Genomic DNA, 18,674 nt, shown 5'->3' with positions numbered 1-18,674 from the left:
TCAGTTAGGGTTGTGAAATTGTCAATTCCAAAGTCCAAAATCCGAGACAAGCACAACCCAAACAAAAAGCATCCATTTATCAATTAAGTGGATGCTTTTTCAATTCCATGTGTAAAATGGGAAAAGGTTTTCCCGAAGGGTCAGTCTCAGACCTAGAAACGATCTGAAAGCCATAATTTAAGTAGAACCTTGTCGCTTCAGGATTGTCTTCATTTACATCAACTTTATCCACTTCTAATTCTTTTACGGCAAAATCCATTAAAGCCGTTCCAATCCCTTTTCCTCTCATTTCGGGAAGTAAAAAAAGCATTTCTGCCTTCTTTTCTGCTACTCCCAAAAATCCCAATATTTTTTGTTGATCATCTTTTACACAGCGGAGTTCAACAGCGTCTAAATATTGTTCTAAAATGAGCGGTTTGAAATATTGAATATCATCTTCTGTAAGAAATGTATGTGTAGCTCTTACCGAAGCTTCCCAAACATCAACAATCTCCTTATAATTTGATTTATCTACGGTTTCAACTTTGTAACTCATATTGAAAAAATATTGTCAGTTTATTTTCAAATATAAGACTAGGAAACAAATAGAATTACTAAATATTAATTTCAAGGACTTCTTTTAACTGATTTTCAATAAATAATTCAAAATCAAGTTATAAGATGTTGTATTTTGATATGCTACTATGTCCGATGGATATCGTAAAATAGTTTAGGGTCATAAATATTTTTTTTCGAATTATAAGTGATCTAAAATCAATTGTTTATGAAACATCTATTTCCTCTATTACTACTTGTTTTTTCGTACTTTTCAGTCAATGCATCTGAAAGTTATTCGAAAGTCGAAGGCTTAAAAGCATTCGCAAAATTGTATGGCTATGTGAAGTATTTTCACCCGAGTGAAGAGGCTTCAAAAGTGGATTGGGAGAAGTTTTCGATTTATGGAGCTGAAAAAGTAGAAAGCTGTAATTCTGATACTGAGTTATTGGCAAGTCTTCAAGAGCTGTTCCATCCGATTGCTCCTTCAATCAAAATTTATTTCAAGGAAAATGAAGTAGCCTATGACATTTCACAGATTAGCCCTAAAGGAGAAGAAAAATTTAAAGAACTAACATACTGGCAGCACGAGGGTTTAGGTTTGGGGATGAAGTATTCTAATTCTCTTTATAAGAGTGTTCGTGTTCATAAAAAGTCGCAAATGATATTTAAAGGAGAACCAACTTTTGGAGAATTGATTCAAAAGCCCTTGACCAATACAATTTCATGTCAAATCCCATTGGTTTTATATAAAAATAAGGTAGCGACTTATCCAAGAGCTTCAGATGCAGAGAATACTAATTTAAATCAGAGTTTAGCCAGAATAAATACCGTAGGGTGTTCATTAGGTTTGAGACTAGGTAACATCGTAAATACCTACAACGTTTTTCAGCATTTTTACCCCTATTTTGATGAAACAGGAACGGATTGGGATCTTGCTTTAGAAGAGGCTTTGCAGTATAGTTTTAATTCTCCAGATATAATGGAAATACATATTAAGAACCTAGAACGATTTACAGCAAAACTAAAAGACGGACATATTAATGTTTACCAGTCAGAGACAGAAAAGTATTTCCCTGCTTTTGCATGGGAGTGGATAGAAGAAAAATTGATTATAACACAGGTATTTGATGAAAATATACCTCTAACTGTTGGAGACGAAGTAATGATGGTGGACGGAAAACCTGCACTGTTTTATTTTGAAAAAATTGAAGAACGGATTTCAGCTGCTACCAATGGCTGGCAGAAATATAAATCATCTTGGAAAAGTCTTGAGGGAAGTAGGGGAACAGAGCTAAAGTTGTTGTTAGAGGAGAGGGAAGTTCGTGTTACTCGTAACATCAATACGGATATCTATTTTGATTCCTTCATAGAAAATGAGAAATACAAAACGATAGAAGATGGGATTATTTATCTGAATTTGGATAAAATAACATGGAGTGAGATCAAAGCTAAAATGGATGAATTAAACGAAAGTAAAGCCATTATCTGTGACTTGAGAGGGTATCCAAAAGGGAGTCATTTTTTAATCAATTATTTACTTCCTCAAAAAGATACAAGTAGACAGTGGATGCAAGTACCTAAAATCATTTATCCAGACCAAGAAAATATAGTAGGCTACACAAAGCATGCTTGGAATCTTTCATACATAAGGAATAGTAAACTGAGCGATAAAAAAATCATTTTTATCACGGATGGACGAGCGATCAGTTATGCTGAAAGTTATATGAGTTTTATTGAGCATTATGATCTTGCCACTATCGTCGGACAGCCTACAGCAGGTACTAATGGAGATATTAACCCATTTAATTTAGCTGGTGATATTTCTGTATCTTGGACAGGATTGAAAGTATTTAAGCATGATGGGAGTCAGCATCATGGAGTTGGTATTCAGCCTGATATTTGGGTAGAAAAGACAGTAGATGGAGTGAAAGAAGGACGCGATGAGTTTTTGGAAGTCGCTATAAAAGAAGCAAAAAAAGTATTACACTAGGAAGTTTTACTAGAACCTCAGAACTCAAGAGAGTCATATTGTATATTCTCTTTTTTATTCCCAAAAATGTGTTCATCAAACGGGGAAATGTATAAATTTTAGAGAAGATAACTACCGATCTTTGTATTGATAAGGAGCTTTAGCGTAAAAAAGCTTTGTATATTAGTTTGAGTTAAAAATAGAAATAATGAACGTAAGAGCAATTATTACAGGATCAACAGGGATGGTTGGGAAAGCCGCCCTCATCGAATGTTTGGATAGTGAAGCCGTAGAAGCTGTATTGGTGATCAATAGAAGACCAATTGATATTCAGCACCCAAAATTGAAAGAAGTTCTGTTATCGGATTTTACAAAGATTGATAGTATCAAAGAACAGTTAAGGGGGTACAATGCTTGTTTCCATTGTATGGGGGTATCAGCCGTTGGTATGTCTGAAGCACAGTATACACATATTACATACGATATGACGAAAGCTTTGGCAGATACACTTTATGAAATAAATCCAGATCTCGTATTTGAGTATGTTTCTGGGGTAGGGACTGATAGTAGTGAAAAGGGAAGTCTGATGTGGGGAAGAGTAAAAGGCAGAACGGAAAATATGTTGTTGGCAAAAGGGTTTAAAGATGCTTATGCACTAAGACCAGGTGGTATTATCCCTGAGAAAGGAGTGAAATCAAGTACGGGTTGGTACAATTTCTTTTATGCGATAATGCGTCCATTTTTTCCTCTGATGAAAAAGATGGATTCGATTATTACTAGTAGTCAATTAGGTAAGGCGATGATCAATAGTGCTTTATATCCAAATCAAAATAAAGTACTGGAGGTGAGAGATTTGAAAATTCAAGCGAATAAGTAGTTCTAGATTTGTGACTCGGAATTGCTCTTATAAATACTAGCTATATATTTCTCTAAAAAGAAAACCCATCGCTCATCTTATGAAAATAATGAGTGATGGGCTTTTAAGTTTGTAGGTTTCTTGATTTAGAAACGCTTCACAGCCATTTCTGCAATCGTAAGACCGATAGACAAAGATGATGTAGCGGCCGGAGATGGCGCATTACAAACATTGATCATATGGCTATCTTCTAAGATTAAAAAGTCATCTACCATATTTCCATTTCTGTCAAGTGCTTGAGCTCTTACACCTGCATTACCTGCTGTCAAGTCACTTTCTTTGATTTCGGGCATCAATTTCTGAAGTGCTTTTGTAAATGCAGATTTTGAGTAAGAACGATACATCTCACCTAATCCAGTTACCCAATATTTAGAGGCTACTTTCAAGAATCCTTTATAGGTAGCAGACTCGATAAATTCTTTCATATTGAAATCAGATTTATCGTAACCTTCTCTTTTGAACGCAAATACTGCATTTGGTCCAGCTTCAATTCCACCTCCGATCATTCGAGTGAAGTGCACACCTAAGAATGGGAATGATGGATCTGGAACAGGATAAATTAAGTTCTTTACAAGATGTTCTTTCTTTTTGTTCAAGTGATAGTACTCACCTCTGAAAGGAACAATCTTGAAATCTAGGTTTTTATGGTTGAATGCTGCGATTTTATCCGAGTAAAGTCCCGCACAGTTGATAGCCAACTTTGTTCTGAAAGTGCCTTGATCTGTAATGATCTCGGTAGCGATACTTCCATAACGAACATCCATTACTTTGGTGTTGAAACGGATTTCTCCATTATATTTCTCTTGGAAAACTTTACCGTATGTTTCCGTTACTAAGGTATAATCTACAATACCTGTGTAAGGCACATGGATAGCAGCTTCTCCTTCGCAATAAGGCTCATATTTTTTGATTTCCTCTTTACGAATGAGTTTGTTGTCTGTCAAGCCATTTTCAAGACCTCTTTTGTAGAGTCCGTTCATGATCTCAACTTCTTTGGTATTGGTAGCGACTACAATCTTACCACAAAGATCGTAAGGGATTTCATGCTCATTACAGAAATCCAAAAGCATGTTATAACCTCTGATACAGTTTTTGGCTTTCAGACTCCCTGGTTTATAATACAAGCCAGAGTGAATCACGCCACTGTTATTACCAGTTTGATGCTTTGCTAGTCCACTTTCTTTTTCTAGTATCAGTACTTTGGCTTCAGGTCGCTGCTCTTTGATTTTAAGTGCAGTTGCGGCACCGACAATACCTCCACCGATGATGATTACGTCGTAAGTCATCTTGTTAATTCAATTTATAGGAAAAAAATACCCCTCTCAAACGAGAGAGGTATTATGATTTATCTTTGATTAAGCTTTTACTTCAGCTTCTTTTTTGAAGAATGAGATAAATTCTTCGATAGGCATACTACCCAAATCACCTTCTCCTTTTCTACGGATAGAAACCGTACCTTCTTCTGCTTCTTTCTCTCCAACAATAAGCATAAATGGTACTTTCTTTACTTCCGCATCACGAATCTTACGTCCGATCTTTTCATCTCTGTGATCAACTGTACCAGTCAATCCTTCTACTTCAAGCTGATTTGCTAATTTGTTAGCATACTCTTCGTATTTCTCAGAGATTGGAAGAATAGCATATTGCTCTGGGTTCAACCAAAGTGGGAAGTTACCTGCAGTATGCTCGATCAAGATCGCAATGAAACGCTCCATAGAACCGAATGGTGCTCTGTGAATCATTACAGGACGTTTTGCAGTGTTGTCTTTATCTTTGTATTCCAACTCAAAACGCTGTGGCAATTGATAATCCACTTGGATTGTACCTAGCTGCCAGCTTCTTCCTAGTGCATCTTTCACCATGAAGTCTAATTTAGGACCGTAGAAAGCTGCTTCTCCATATTCAATCACTGTTGGAAGACCTTTTTCATCAGCTGCTTCTTTGATTTCACGCTCAGCAATATCCCAAAGTGCATCATCACCAATGTATTTGTCTTTGTTCTCTAAGTCTCTCAATGAAACTTGAGCTGTATAATTCTCGAAACCTAATGATGTGAATACATACTGTACCAAATCAATTACTTTCTTGAATTCTTCTTTTACTTGGTCAGGACGACAGAAGATGTGCGCATCATCTTGTGTAAATGAACGTACACGAGTCAAACCGTGAAGCTCACCCGACTGCTCGTAACGGTAAACTGTACCAAACTCAGCTAAACGAACAGGAAGATCTCTGTAAGAACGAGGCTTTGAACGGTAAATCTCACAGTGGTGAGGACAGTTCATAGGCTTCAACAAGTACTCTTCGTTCTCGTCTGGTGTGTGAATTGGTTGGAAAGAATCCTCACCGTATTTCGCATAGTGACCAGAAGTAACATATAAATCTTTTGAACCGATATGTGGTGTTACGACTTGACCATAGCCCATCTTAGTTTGCTCTTTACGTAGGAATTGCTCCAAACGCTCACGCAAAGCTGTACCTTTTGGCAACCACAATGGAAGACCTTGACCGACACTTTGAGAGAAAGTGAAAAGTTCAAGTTCTTTACCTAGTTTACGGTGGTCACGTTTTTTAGCTTCTTCCAAAAGCTCCAAGTATTCTTTCAACTCTTTTGCTTTAGGGAAAGTCACACCGTAAATACGAGTCAACATTTTGTTTTTCTCGTCACCTCTCCAGTATGCACCAGCTACAGACATCAATTTGATCGCCTTGATGAATCCTGTGTGAGGGATGTGTGGTCCACGACAAAGGTCAGTGAAAGCACCTTGCTCATAGAAAGTGATATCACCATCGTTCAAACCAGAAATCAAATCTAGTTTGTACTCATCGTCTTTATCAGTAAAGTATTGAACAGCGTCAGCTTTTGAAATTTCCGAACGCTTATATTCATTCTTTTGCTTTGCAAGCTCATTCATTTTCTTCTCAACCTTTTCTAGGTCGTCAGAAGAAAACTCATAATCACCAAAGTCAATATCGTAATAGAAACCAGTCTCAATTGCAGGTCCGATACCCAATTTAATTCCTGGATAAAGTGCCTCTAGAGCCTCAGCCATCAAGTGAGCTGAAGAGTGCCAGAAGGTTGACTTGCCCTCGGTGTCGTTCCAGGTCAAAAGTTGAAGGGTTACGTCTTCGGTCAAAGGACGGGTTGCATCCCATACTTCACCATTCACTTTCGCTGCCAGAACGTTTCTAGCCAATCCTTCACTAATGCTCTTTGCAACGTCTAAAGAAGAAGAGCCTTGCTCATACTCCCTTACCGAATTGTCGGGCAATGTTACTTTTATCATAATTTGGAATATTACTACTATAAGGTTTGAACCTTGATTAACGTCAAAAAATAGTTAGCTGCAAATTTTGTCATTTTTTGCAAAACATTGAAGTATTTTGCTTTAGAAATTCAAGAAATAAAGATAGAATAAGAAAAAATAAGATTTAAGATGAAAAACAATGGCTATAACATGACTAATAATTCTTTATCACTGCTCTAGAAATAACAAAATCCTTCTCTGAAAAAGTAGAAAAGGATTCTTAGTGTTTGAGAAGTTAAAATAGCGTAGGTCTACTCTTCTTTATTTTCTGATATCGATTTATCTGCTTTATTCTCTTTTACATAAACCAAGGTAGATGTAATTCTTTTGTGTCTTCCATGACGTTGAACATCTTCTAAGGAATGTCCATCATCCATCAAAATTTGTAAGGCTGTGTGTCTCAGAGAATGTGGGCTGACTCTTTTTTCTTTATGAATACCTGTTTGTTCCAAGATTTTCTTAAACCATTTGAAGGCTTTACTTTTAGCAGTATTCGGAAAAAGGGCAGGGCCTTCTAAGTGGTGCTCACTCATGTAATCTTTGTAATAACGGGCAGTGGTTTCACTCATTTTTACTGCTTGTCGTAGAAATCCACCTCTAGCTTCCACATAGATTTCTCGATTGAGGTGATTGATATCTCGAATTTTAATATCGCAAGCCTCGCTAATTCGGAGTGCCTCAAAAGCCATTAGACTAAACAAAAGTTTACTTTCACTGTCAGGGCAAGTTTCCAAGAAAAACTCTCTTTCCTTTTTAGTGAAGGCATCTTTGTAGTATTTATAACCATCTGCTTTGAAGGATTTTAAGAATGTGATTTTTTCAATTTCTTGTATTTCTTCAAGGGTATCATGTCGGTGCTCAGGGATTGATTCTCTATTTTCTAAAACCCATTTAGCTAAAGATTTTACGACAGATAAATATCGGTTTTTTGTGAAGAAATCTTCTAGATAATCCAAAAATGCAAGTAAGGTTTCAGATGAAAGTAATGGTAGTTCACCATCTTTACACCATATATCATATCGATTAAGTGCATAACCGTATGAATCACGACTCGGTGGGTGACTTAAACTATCTAAGAAGGCGAGAATAACTGCATTTTTAGGTAATGGGCCACGTTTTCGGTCATAAACGAAGTCGTGATGTCCTTGTTCATCGCTGAACTTAATGAATTTATTGAGAATAGATTTCATTGATTTCTTCAAATCCTGCTGAGTCGCGTACATCTGAAAACTAACTTCATCTATCCCAAGGTTATGCTCTTTGCAGAATACAAGGAAAAGATGAGCAACTCTTAAGTAGTTATCATACTTTCCATCTTTTTGCTTTAGCCATGTCTCATATTCTTTAAGTAGTAAAGTAGATGATATCTTTTTGTACTCAGCAATGACTGATTTAGATGAAGAATTTTTTGCTTTAGCCATATATGAAGAATCTTATTTCTCAAAATAAAGGCTAATTAAATTTAACGTTATTGGAAAAGCAATTGATTTTGAATAAAAAAATAGCTGAATCTAATTGTGTTTATGTATTAACTATTCAGCTTATACTATTGTAAGAAAGAGAACAATTTCTTATCTTTTTTAATGTTAAGCAGGTGGAAAGCTAATTTATAGTTATGACTCAAGGAACAAAAAAATTAAAAGAGCGCGCATATCAAGTTTTTAAAAAAGATGCTGCTCCATTCCTAAAAATCTGTATGCTTTATCCCAAAGGAAAAGGTGCGATCACTCACACTCAAATTGAGCGGGAGTATCGAAAACTTTTAGATCAGGCGATGCAGAATCCTGAGTTAGATTTACCTCGTGCACTCAAATTCTTGGAAGGCTGTTTGATTCAAGCAGAATTATGGGAACTTATGGAATAAAGAATTTTACACAATTACTTTTGAATACATTAAGAGGGCATAGACATGTTCTCTTTTTTTTTATACAACTACAAGTGATTTGTTCAAAAGTGTCAAACTTATCTTATAACTATTCCAATATTTTATTGGTAGTTTCTCTTTCTTTCCTAACTCAAAGTATTCAAACCAGAATAGATTGTTATCACTCCTAAAAATAATTAGAAAGCTATGCTCTAAGTTTAGTGTAAAACATAAGTAGTCAATTATTTATATTAAGTAGATGGTAGTTATACTAAAACTTTAATTTGCCATTAAATTAAAAATAAATAATGAATATAAATTCATTTTATTTTGAGTATTCAATGTTGAGTTAATTATGCATGTTGTTATTGTGGATTTTAGATGTGGGTGTCTTGTGTTGTGTGTTCTGTTATGGTTAGGTGTTTTTGTGAAATTGTATTTTTGATGAAAAAATAATTTTAAATACGATATTGGAATAATATAATTTATAAGGTGTCTTGTTTTTGTATTTGGTTATTATTCAACGTTTTAAGTTTTGTTTTTGTTTTGTAATTATTAACATATTAATAGTATTTTAAGAGATATATACTTTTTTTTGCACTAGATCTAATGAATAAATGACTTACTTTTTTGATTTAACTTATTATCTATAACTGGGTGAAATCGAAATAATTATTAATTTTTTAGTATAAAGAAATGACTACGAAACACCGTTTATTACTTATTACGATGATTCTTGGTTGTCAGGTGTCTGTTATAGCACAGAGTATACAGAATCTTACTGTAAACCTCTCTGATGATCAGAGTCTAATGACTGTAAATTATGATTTACTAGCAGAATCCGATGACTCAGAAACTTATGATGTTACACTTTATTATGTGACTGATGAAGGTGAAGAGTTATTGGCTAAAAGTATCACAGGAGATATCGGTACTGATATGAAAGTTGGTACGGGTTATAAAGTTGAATGGGCTCTTAAACAAGACCTTGAAAGGTATCAAGGTAATCTTAGCATGAAAGTCAAAGCTGTTCAAACTTACTCACCTGTAAAACTGAAAGTGATTAACAATTTCAAATCTTCCTACAAAAGAAAGAAGCCTAAATCAATTGAGTTAATTTGGGCTAGAGGAGGCTGGAAACCAACAGATGAAATTTTTGTGGATCTTTATAAAAAAGATGGTACTCTAATCACAAAAGACATTGCTTCAGCTAAACAATCTGCAGGGAAAATTACTGTATTGACTCCAAGACAAAAGGGGAAATACCATTTTGCATTGAGAGATAGTAAAGGATTCATCTCGAAAAGTACTCCTGATTTTAAGGTAAAAAAAGGAGGCGGATTTTTTAAGACAGTACTAGTGGGTGCTGCTTTAGCAGGGGGGTACGTTGTACTGACAGGTTTGCAGTCTTCTACTGAAGATGAACCTAACGTTGTGGAAAGTGGCTCACAAGATTTACCCGCTCCTCCGAACTTTTAAATTAGACAAACACAAGAACAACTATATATTATGTTACGAATACTGAGTGTTATCCTATTATTTTTTAGTATTTCATTTGGCTATGCTCAAGACTCACCACCTATAGCAATGAATACTTCTGAACCTGTTTATTTAGAGTTTGGGATGAATGAAGTCCCATTGTTGGCTCTTTTGCCTGTAAAAGATGAAGTAGATCAAACTAAAAGATGGTCAGCTAGAGGTTTTAGCAAGCATGATGTAAAGAAAGATGCAAATGGTGTTGAATATAAAATCTTTCATTCAAAAAATGTAAGAGTAAGTGGTACCGCTTCTGATGACGCAAATGTTGAGAAGTTGAAAGTCTTCATCGGTGATAAGTCTATTAAAGTCAATGTTGATTCAGATACTACGATCTCTTTTTATGATTATGTGCCATTAGAAGAAGGCTTTAATGACATTATTGTAAAAGCTGTTGATGCAGGAAATCTGTCTACAGAGGGTGATACAATCCGTATTGCATATGTTCCTCTTATGAAAGGAGAGGAAAAAATGTACCTTTCTCCAACGTTTAAGTCTTTGCTTTATAATGCTGCAATGGATTACTGTGAAAAGCTAGACAAATATATGTCTGGTAACCGTAATGCATTGGCAGGTATGTTTAAGATTTTTGAAAATGGCGATGGTAGCTTGGTTTATGATGATGCAGATTTTGTACCTCGTGAAGATCAAATTTCGCTTAGCCGTTACATGCTTAAAATCAAAAATGGAGGAGTTGTTATGACTTTCCCTAAAGAAGAAGATTTTGCATACTTCCCGATTTGGGGGGTTAAGGTAGAAAATGGCAAAATTGTTAAAGAGTTTACAGAGATCGAAGAGGTTGAGGAAGTTGAAGAAATTGAGGTAGCTGAAGCAGGCATTTCTGATGAGAATGCAGAAGGAGGCCTTGAGGCAGCTGTTGAGGAAAAACCTAAAGAAGAGATCAAGCAAGAAGAGATGGGAATCATCCGAATCATTAAAGGTATTGAGGATGAGTTAATGGGGGATGTGCAAGAGGTTAAAAACTACATTGTTATTAATAAACGAGGTAACATTGTCAATATCTTGAAGGAATTGCCAGAAGAAGCTCGTGAATTAGAAGACTAAACCCCTATTTAACCTATGAAATCTAGAATCAATACAACGCTTAAAGTGCTATTGTTTGTGGGTGGATTTTTATTCTTCGGAGGAAATTCGTTTGCACAAACATTTCATGCATTCTTGTTAGCATCAACTTTAGATCCTTCTATTGGTTCGAGTTGCCAACAAGACTTTGATCGAATGGAAGTGGAATTTGCGACGATAGCCAATGCAAATAACCTAGAAATAAAAAAGTACTATTTGGAAGGGAAGAATTTTAGTAAAGAAAAGCTGATGGAACAGCTTGATAAGCTAGAATGTGGCCCTGAAGATATTGTTTTCTTTTACTACTCAGGACATGGAGCGAGGTCTACAACAGATGCATCTCGTTGGCCACAAATGTTTTTGAGTACGGTAAGACTTGATCGTCACTATTATCCTTTGGAATTTGTACAAGAAGAAATAGCTAAGAAGAATCCAAAGTTTCAGATAGTGATGGCTGATTGTTGTAATGAAATTTTACCAGGACTTAGCCATAAAATTGCATCGCGTGGTGGAGGTTCTTTAGTAGATGATATCAATGAATCTTTTGATGTCTATAAGAACCTTTTTAAAATGCCCGCAGGTAAAATTATAGCAACAAGTAGTAGCCCAGGAGAGCAAGCATTTGGAGACCGCGAAGGAGGTTTTTTTACAAGAAGCTTTTTAGATGCTGTTCAAAAATCGGTTATGGCTGCACAGCCAATTACTTGGGGTGACCTTATGGCAAATACCAAGAAGTCAACCATGGATATGTGTTACGATCCATATTTTTTCACACCTCAGTATGAAATTAAATTGGAAGAAAAGGTTGAAGAGCCAGAACCAGAGCCAGTTTTAGCAAGTACGGAAAATACTGTACAGGAAGAAATTGCTTTGGAAGCTTTATCAGTAGACATGACTTATAATAATGAGGATGTGATCGAGAACCCATTAAAAGATTTATTAGGGATTTTAGTGAGTTCTGATAAAGCAAAGTCTGAGCGAATTAAGCTAATCAAGCCTACTTTAGAAAAAGTCTTTGCACATGAAAATGTGAAAGTGACAGTCTTTGGTAGAGATGGGAAAACAATTTTGGACAGAGAACCTGCTCAGAAGTTTGTAAAGCGTTTGGCTTTGTCTCCAAACTTAGTTCACCTCATAGAGATTCGTTCAAAGAAAGATCATAAGGGAAGATATACAGAATTAGATGTGCACGAATATTACAAGAGACAATAATGAAAACTTTTTATATAAATAAGATATTTTTTTGCTTGATTTTAATCGTGACTTGTTTGCATTCCGCTAGTGCAACTGAGGTCATATTATTTCAAGATAGTGTTAAGAAAACGCCTCATGTTTTAACCGCTGATGAGTTAGAACTATTTAGGCAGCGAACTATTGATAAAATCAATGAAGTCCAAGAGTATTTTTCAGAGATAGCTTCATCTGAGAATGATATGGATAGCCGAAAGCTTTATATGGATTTAAGTCTTGATCACTTTATCAATCGAGGTAAAGATGTCAATATGGAGGTTTCTTTTGTAAAGAATGGAGTAGAAAAAAGAGCTTATCGTCCACTAGATGCCTATTTACAGAAGCTTGCAACTCTACCCTATGCCAAGGTTGTGATTAAAGCCTCTAAAAGCTGTGTGGTAAGTAACTTTTTGAAAAAAGGGGTAGACGAAAACGGGAAGGCTATTTATACCGCTACCGCTACGATTTATCAAGAGTTTGAAGCTTTAGATAAAGAAGGAGAAACTGTTTACAAAGATGTAACTAAGAAAACAGTGGAAGTAGAGGTTAGAGAAGTAAAAGACCTTTTTGGAACAAGGTGGTCTGTACTTCTAGGAGATATCTCCGTAGCTCAAACCCGTACAACTTAATTAAACTACTTTTTGCATTATCATTAAAAAAATGAAAAAGCTATTAATCAGTGTGTTTGTTAGTTTTTGGATGATATCTCCATTAGCAGCACAAAATAAAAATATAAGTCAAACAAGTGAGGAAGAGTTTATCCGTAGGGTGAAGCAAACAGATGAATTCATTAAGAGATTCAATTTCGAAATAGATTATGAAGGAAATGCAATCCCTGAGAATTCTAAAGGAAAACGTCAAGAGGCAATTTTTCGACTTATAGACAAGGATTATTTAGAAGGGGCTGATGAAGAAAAGAAAAAGCTAGTTAATCGATTCATTAAGGAAGTTTGTGCTAAAAAGGCAGAACAAAAGCTTTCTTACTTTGATGAAGATTGGTATGCAGAAGTGGAAGTGTCGGTTAGCTATAAAGGAAAAAATTATCCAATGACGCTAATTATGCAAGCAGAAACAGACCAAGAGGAAATTTCGAAATGGACCATCTGTGCTGCGAACGCAAAGTTCTTATCTACTTTACCAAAAGACCCAATGGCAAGTCTTTCTCCTGTGTCGCATGAGCTGAACTTCATGAAATTGGTCTCAGCAACGAATAAAAAGGAAGCTGAAAATATTGGAGCTTTTGCAAGTAATGATTTCTACAAGGAGCACCGAAGTGAAGATCATAGACAGATTTTTTTCTATTTGGTGAAGAACAAAGAATTAACCATTAAAGAAGTAGGTACTGTTACCTATCATTTCTTACAAATACCTAATTGGGCATTCAAACTGAATCACTTTGAGCGAAAAGAAGGAAACCTAGGCTGGTTGATAAGTGAGCTTATTCCTCTTCAAGAAGAAGATAAGTTGAGTTATAAAAAAATGGAATTAAAACTTCCAATGCCCGATAATAAAGCTAAAAACGATTTATAACATTCAAAGAATATACTCATGAAAAATAATACACTACTTTTTCGAATGTGGATAAGATGCTTGAGTATGCTCGTCTTGTTCACAATAGGAAATCAAGCTTTAGCACAAAAGCTAAAATTTGATTCTAAAGATCAGTTTTCGTCTAAGTTTCAAGTACAAAAAGTAAAAGCATCAGCATCAGTTTCAAATTCTGGTCAGAGTAATGCTAGAGTTGCATCTAATGAAGATTTACAGAAAATCATTGGAAGTGCAGTTACTACGGAAGATTTCTTTGGATGGAAAGTAGCAACAGATAAAGAATGGGCTTTCATTTCTGCAGATGAGTCTGATCGAACTTATGTAAATCAAGGAGGAGTCTATGTTTACCGCTTTAATGGTACGGTTTGGCAAGAGTTTCAGTTCTTAACTACAACTGATGGAGGTGAAAATGACTTTTTTGGAGCATCAATTGCTGTTCATGGAAAATGGGCAATGGTAGGTGTTCCTCGAAGAGATGTGAGTGGCTTAGAGAATAAAGGAGTGGTATATGTGTATCATTTCAATGGTTCAAGTTGGGTACAACAGGACATTTTACAAGCCTCAAACGGAATGGAGTTTGATAATTTTGGATGGTCAATAGATATCTCAGGAGATTTGGCAATTATTGGTGCTCCATGGGCAGATGATAGTATTACTGACCAAGGTCTTGCTTATATCTTTAGATACAATGGTGTATCTTGGGAAGAAGAAGATTTATTGGCATCTAGTAATGTTCAATATGAAGAATTATTTGGAATAGATGTCGCTTTAGAAGATTGGAGAGCTGTAGTTGGAGCACCTTCTTATGACGGGACAAACATTGACCAAGGAGCGGCATATGTCTATGATTTTGATAGTGTTTTTTGGAGCCCAGGGTACACGATTACTGCATCAGACCTTCAAACGGATGATCTTTTTGGCTTAGAAGTAGCCTTATCCAAAGACCATGTATTAGTTGGTGCATATGGACATAATTCTAGTAAAGGAGCAGCTTATTTATATAAGCATAATGAGCCTAATAATTGGTCTTTTGATACCAAGTTCACAGAACCGACGGAACAAGTTGACAGTTATTGGTTTGCTCGTTCTGTAGACATCAAAAATGATTATTTAGTTATTGGCGGAGCAGGCTCTTTTATAAATACAGAAGGGCAGGGTGCTGTTTTTGTATATAAAAGTATTGAAGACAATTGGGTATTTGAAGAACAATTATATGAAATAAGTACTGATAGTTTGTATGATAACTTTGGGAATTCAGTTGCAATGTCTGGGGAGCATATTGTAATGGGAGCTCCTTTTGATGATGATAATGGCTTTGATGCAGGGGCTGCTTACTTTTATCAGTATAAGACAACAAGTGCAGAATTACCAGTTCCAACTTTAAGTGAACTCACGGATGTTTCTGAAACAGGATTTACGGCTCGTTGGAATAGTGTTACAGAAGCAGAGTCTTATAATGTTGAGATATCAACTTCAGATGACTTTACGAATAAATCAACTTTCAATACAACCAATACATTTTTTGATTTTGAAGACTTGAGCCCAAATACCTTGTATTATGTAAGAGTGCAAACTAAAGTTGGAGAAAACCTTTCTGATTGGTCTACTAATTTGTCTACAACAACAGCAGAAGAAACTCAAGATCCTTTTAGATCAATAGTTAATATTTCTCCTTCAAATTGGAGGTCTAATCAAGAAATTACAATCACTTTAGATGTGGCAGGTACTCCTTTGGAAGGAAATGATACGCCATATTTATGGGGGTGGTCAGGAGCTGGAAATCCAGATAACCAACAGGATTGGTCTAATTCAGCTGAATCAGCTAGAATGACCAGAATATCTAGCACAGAAGTAACCATTACAATGGTTCCTTATCTATTCTATAATGCAAATCCATCAGGTATAGAGGATCATGGGATTTCATTCTTAGTGAAAAATAAAGATGGTTCATCTCAAACAAAAGATTTTGGACCTTACTATCCTGCAACTGCAAATGAATTGGCGATGCCTGCTTTCACGGTTACCAATAATGCATATTCTAGTTTTGATGCTGTTTGGAGTGAAGTTGAAGGAGCATCAAAATATTGGGTTGATGTACTTGCAAAACAGACATATGAGGAAGTCGATCCTCAATTTGCTGATTATGAATACACACTAAGTAGCCAAGATTATGAAAATGTAGGAGAAGGGGATGATTATAGGTTTTATATTGGACCAGGTAACCAAGATGATCTTGAAAATGTAAAGCAGATCATTGGTGGGATTTTACAATGGGATAAAATTGGTGTGTTTAATTTTGTTTCTGGTGACATAATCAGAGTTAATTATAATTACACTGATGGTGCCAATAACTATACAAGTGCATTCTACTTTGAAGTGCAGCACGATGACTACTATTTTGGACAAGAAGTTACAGGCACAAGTTTAAAAATAGAAGGTTTGGCAGAGGATAAGTCTTACTTTGTAGCAGTAGTATCTTCAAATGATACACAATCTTCAAGGTGGCATCACCAAGAACATACCACTGCAGAACCTCCTACTGAATTTGCTATAGATGGTACAACAGTCACTTCAACAAGTGCTGATTTTACATGGGTTCATGAGGGATTGTATACAGAAGATTTTGAAGTACAAATAGCTACTGATTCGGACTTTGGCTCAATGTGGGTAATTGGCGATCAGATTACATCCAACTCTTTTTCTACAAATGTATTAGAACCAGATACCTATTATTTTGCAAGAGTAAGGGGTAATATTAAAGGAGACAAGTCTTCTTGGTCAAATGTGGTTGAGTTTACGACTCCTATAGAGTTAGGTGATATTGTAGATGAGACACAAACACTTGCCGAAAAAGATGAAAACTTAAGCTTTAATGGAGCTTTTGATTTTGAGATCTTTGTAAATCCATCGCTTGTGCGAGATGTTTACCTACAGTACTACCATATTTTTGGTGTCCCTAATACCAATGAAGATCCTTTTGATATTGAGGTCTCAGAAGTAATTCCTATGAATTTTGATGAGGGCAATTCAAGTTTTTATCTGGATGGCTATAATCTAGGAGTAGGATCATTAGTAGGTTATCGATATTTATTGGAGTTGAATTCAGGAGATGTTGTAGCTTATCCAGAAGGTGAAAGTTTCACTATTAAACATGAGGTAACTGGAGACTACCAAGCTATAGACAATGGTTTCCCGTTGGCTTCAAACTTCTTTTCTAGTAGTGAAGATTATGAAGAGGGTGTTGTCCAACAAGCGTATCGTTTAGTATCAACACCATACGCTGACGAGAGTGGTAATAAGCCGACCGTAGTAGAAGCATTTTTTGCTGATGATGAAATGAATCAGTTCTATGATTTAAACTCTAAAGAAGAATTAAGAGTATTTGAGTTTACGGGGTCAAGTACGAGTGAAAAGACACTAAATTCAACGATAGAGCCAGGTAAAGCTTATTGGATAATTAGTAAGAGTGTGGAACCAATAACTCGAGCTTATGAAGAATATCATACTCAAAACTCAAACTTGGGAGCATACGATTGGACAACTGGAGAATTTAACTCTCATGAAGTTACTTTATCGCCAGGTTGGAATTTAGTAGGAAATCCATTCCCATATCCTATTTCACTTGGAGACATGCTATTCTTTGATGAGAATATTGATGCTTACAATGTTGCAGGTTTTTCAGTAAAAACCTTTGACTATGGTTTTATTGATCAGTCAATTTCTTCATTCACACTAGATGAGTTTTCAGGAGTATTTATAGAAAATACCTCTAGTTCAAGTGTGACTTTACATTTATATCCATTCCAAAGTCCGTCTTCATTCAGAAAATCTAATGTAAGAGCGCAATCTTCAAAGAATTTATCTTCAGAAAATTGGTCTATTACATTAAGTTCAAACTTAAGAAATGGTTGGGAAAGTATCGGAGCTTTCGGGATGAGCTCTGATGCAGAATTTGGACGCGATCGTAATGACCAAACTAGCTTACCTACCTTTATGGATTTTACAGAAGCTAGTTTCCAAAGAAATGAATTTGAGGTTTCTAATATTGCTAAGGATATTATTCCAAATGCTAATGAAGGAAGTTGGGAATTTGTCGTGAATACCAGTTTGGATGAGAAGAATGTTGTTCTTCAATGGGATAATGAATTCCAAATTGAAAGAGGAAATGTACTTCTGCTTCATGATGTAAAAACTGGTAAAGTCGTAAATATGAAAGACTATAGCTCATACAGTTTAGGAACAGATCATACGGAAAGAAACTTTAAAGTGCTATATGGTAAAGCTTCTGTAGTAAATGAGCAGTTAGGTATTCAAAACTTTGAAGTAAGTAATGTGTACCCTAATCCATTCAGAACGGAGACTGTTTTTGAGTTGAATCTACCAAAGTCTAATTCAGACTATGAAATGTCAGTCGAAATTTATAATCTGAATGGAGCAAAAGTTTCTGAGGTGAAAGAAGGATCATTTGAAAGCGGTTATCATCAGCTAACTTGGTATCCTTCATCAAAATTGGCGAAAGGATTATATGTAGCTAGAATATCAGCTGTAAGTTCAGACGGTCAAGTTTATTCTGAAAATATAAAATTGATGTACGAATAGAATCTATTACTGAATTCTAATTATAGAAGAGAGTCTTATTTATTAAGGCTCTCTTTTTTTTTAATAAAAAATTGAAATATAGCG

At 35.5% G+C, this 18,674-nt stretch carries 13 protein-coding genes; 9 read left to right on the top strand and 4 right to left on the bottom strand.

Annotated features, from left to right (window positions below; all coding sequences use genetic code 11):
* Positions 1-79 precede the first annotated feature (79 nt).
* Complete coding sequence (locus tag BC781_RS09600) at positions 80-535, bottom strand: GNAT family N-acetyltransferase (protein WP_109617024.1); 456 nt, start codon at positions 533-535, stop codon at positions 80-82.
* Between the two features lie 228 nt (positions 536-763).
* On the opposite strand from BC781_RS09600, the gene BC781_RS09595 reads away from it, so the two are divergent.
* Together BC781_RS09595 and BC781_RS09590 are read left to right on the top strand one after the other, a co-directional pair.
* Positions 764-2,527: a S41 family peptidase gene (locus BC781_RS09595; RefSeq protein ID WP_109617023.1), complete on the top strand. Its 1,764-nt coding sequence runs from the start codon at positions 764-766 to the stop codon at positions 2,525-2,527.
* Positions 2,528-2,714: 187 nt separating this feature from the next.
* Positions 2,715-3,383 carry an NAD-dependent epimerase/dehydratase family protein gene (locus tag BC781_RS09590; RefSeq protein WP_109617022.1) on the top strand — a complete coding sequence of 223 codons (669 nt, stop codon included), beginning with the start codon at positions 2,715-2,717 and terminating at the stop codon, positions 3,381-3,383.
* 125 nt (positions 3,384-3,508) lie between these two features.
* Here BC781_RS09590 and lhgO read toward each other — a convergent pair whose 3' ends face one another.
* The 3 genes from lhgO to BC781_RS09575 form a co-directional block, all read right to left on the bottom strand.
* Positions 3,509-4,708: an L-2-hydroxyglutarate oxidase gene (gene lhgO, locus BC781_RS09585; RefSeq protein ID WP_109617021.1), complete on the bottom strand. Its 1,200-nt coding sequence runs from the start codon at positions 4,706-4,708 to the stop codon at positions 3,509-3,511.
* 69 nt (positions 4,709-4,777) lie between these two features.
* On the bottom strand, positions 4,778-6,709 hold the full coding sequence (gene thrS, locus BC781_RS09580; RefSeq protein ID WP_211323718.1) for a threonine--tRNA ligase: 1,932 nt from the start codon (positions 6,707-6,709) through the stop codon (positions 4,778-4,780).
* Between the two features lie 272 nt (positions 6,710-6,981).
* Positions 6,982-8,151 (bottom strand): tyrosine-type recombinase/integrase, encoded by a 1,170-nt coding sequence (locus BC781_RS09575; RefSeq protein WP_109617019.1) that lies wholly within the window; start codon positions 8,149-8,151, stop codon positions 6,982-6,984.
* Positions 8,152-8,345: 194 nt separating this feature from the next.
* Between BC781_RS09575 and BC781_RS09570 the strand changes: the two genes are divergently transcribed.
* From BC781_RS09570 to BC781_RS09540, 7 genes are all read left to right on the top strand, one after another.
* Positions 8,346-8,594: a hypothetical protein gene (locus BC781_RS09570; RefSeq protein ID WP_109617018.1), complete on the top strand. Its 249-nt coding sequence runs from the start codon at positions 8,346-8,348 to the stop codon at positions 8,592-8,594.
* A 696-nt stretch (positions 8,595-9,290) separates the two neighbouring features.
* Positions 9,291-10,073, top strand: a complete 783-nt coding sequence (locus BC781_RS09565; RefSeq protein WP_146201663.1) for a hypothetical protein — start codon at positions 9,291-9,293, stop codon at positions 10,071-10,073.
* 30 nt (positions 10,074-10,103) lie between these two features.
* On the top strand, positions 10,104-11,195 hold the full coding sequence (locus BC781_RS09560) for a hypothetical protein (protein WP_109617016.1): 1,092 nt from the start codon (positions 10,104-10,106) through the stop codon (positions 11,193-11,195).
* Between the two features lie 15 nt (positions 11,196-11,210).
* Positions 11,211-12,425 carry a caspase family protein gene (locus tag BC781_RS09555; protein ID WP_109617015.1) on the top strand — a complete coding sequence of 405 codons (1,215 nt, stop codon included), beginning with the start codon at positions 11,211-11,213 and terminating at the stop codon, positions 12,423-12,425.
* Positions 12,425-13,072 (top strand): hypothetical protein, encoded by a 648-nt coding sequence (locus BC781_RS09550; RefSeq protein ID WP_109617014.1) that lies wholly within the window; start codon positions 12,425-12,427, stop codon positions 13,070-13,072. Before BC781_RS09555 ends, BC781_RS09550 begins: the two co-directional genes overlap by 1 nt.
* A 31-nt stretch (positions 13,073-13,103) precedes the next feature.
* The gene (locus BC781_RS09545; RefSeq protein WP_109617013.1) at positions 13,104-13,973 is read left to right on the top strand and encodes a hypothetical protein; all 870 of its coding nucleotides are present in this window, start codon (positions 13,104-13,106) and stop codon (positions 13,971-13,973) included.
* 18 nt (positions 13,974-13,991) lie between these two features.
* Complete coding sequence (locus BC781_RS09540) at positions 13,992-18,590, top strand: fibronectin type III domain-containing protein (protein ID WP_109617012.1); 4,599 nt, start codon at positions 13,992-13,994, stop codon at positions 18,588-18,590.
* The last annotated feature ends 84 nt before the right edge of the window (positions 18,591-18,674 follow it).

This window comes from Sediminitomix flava, assembly GCF_003149185.1.
GTDB lineage: Bacteria > Bacteroidota > Bacteroidia > Cytophagales > Flammeovirgaceae > Sediminitomix > Sediminitomix flava.
The sequence above is the reverse complement of the archived record's forward strand: the minus strand, read 5'-3'. Positions and strand labels throughout refer to the sequence as shown.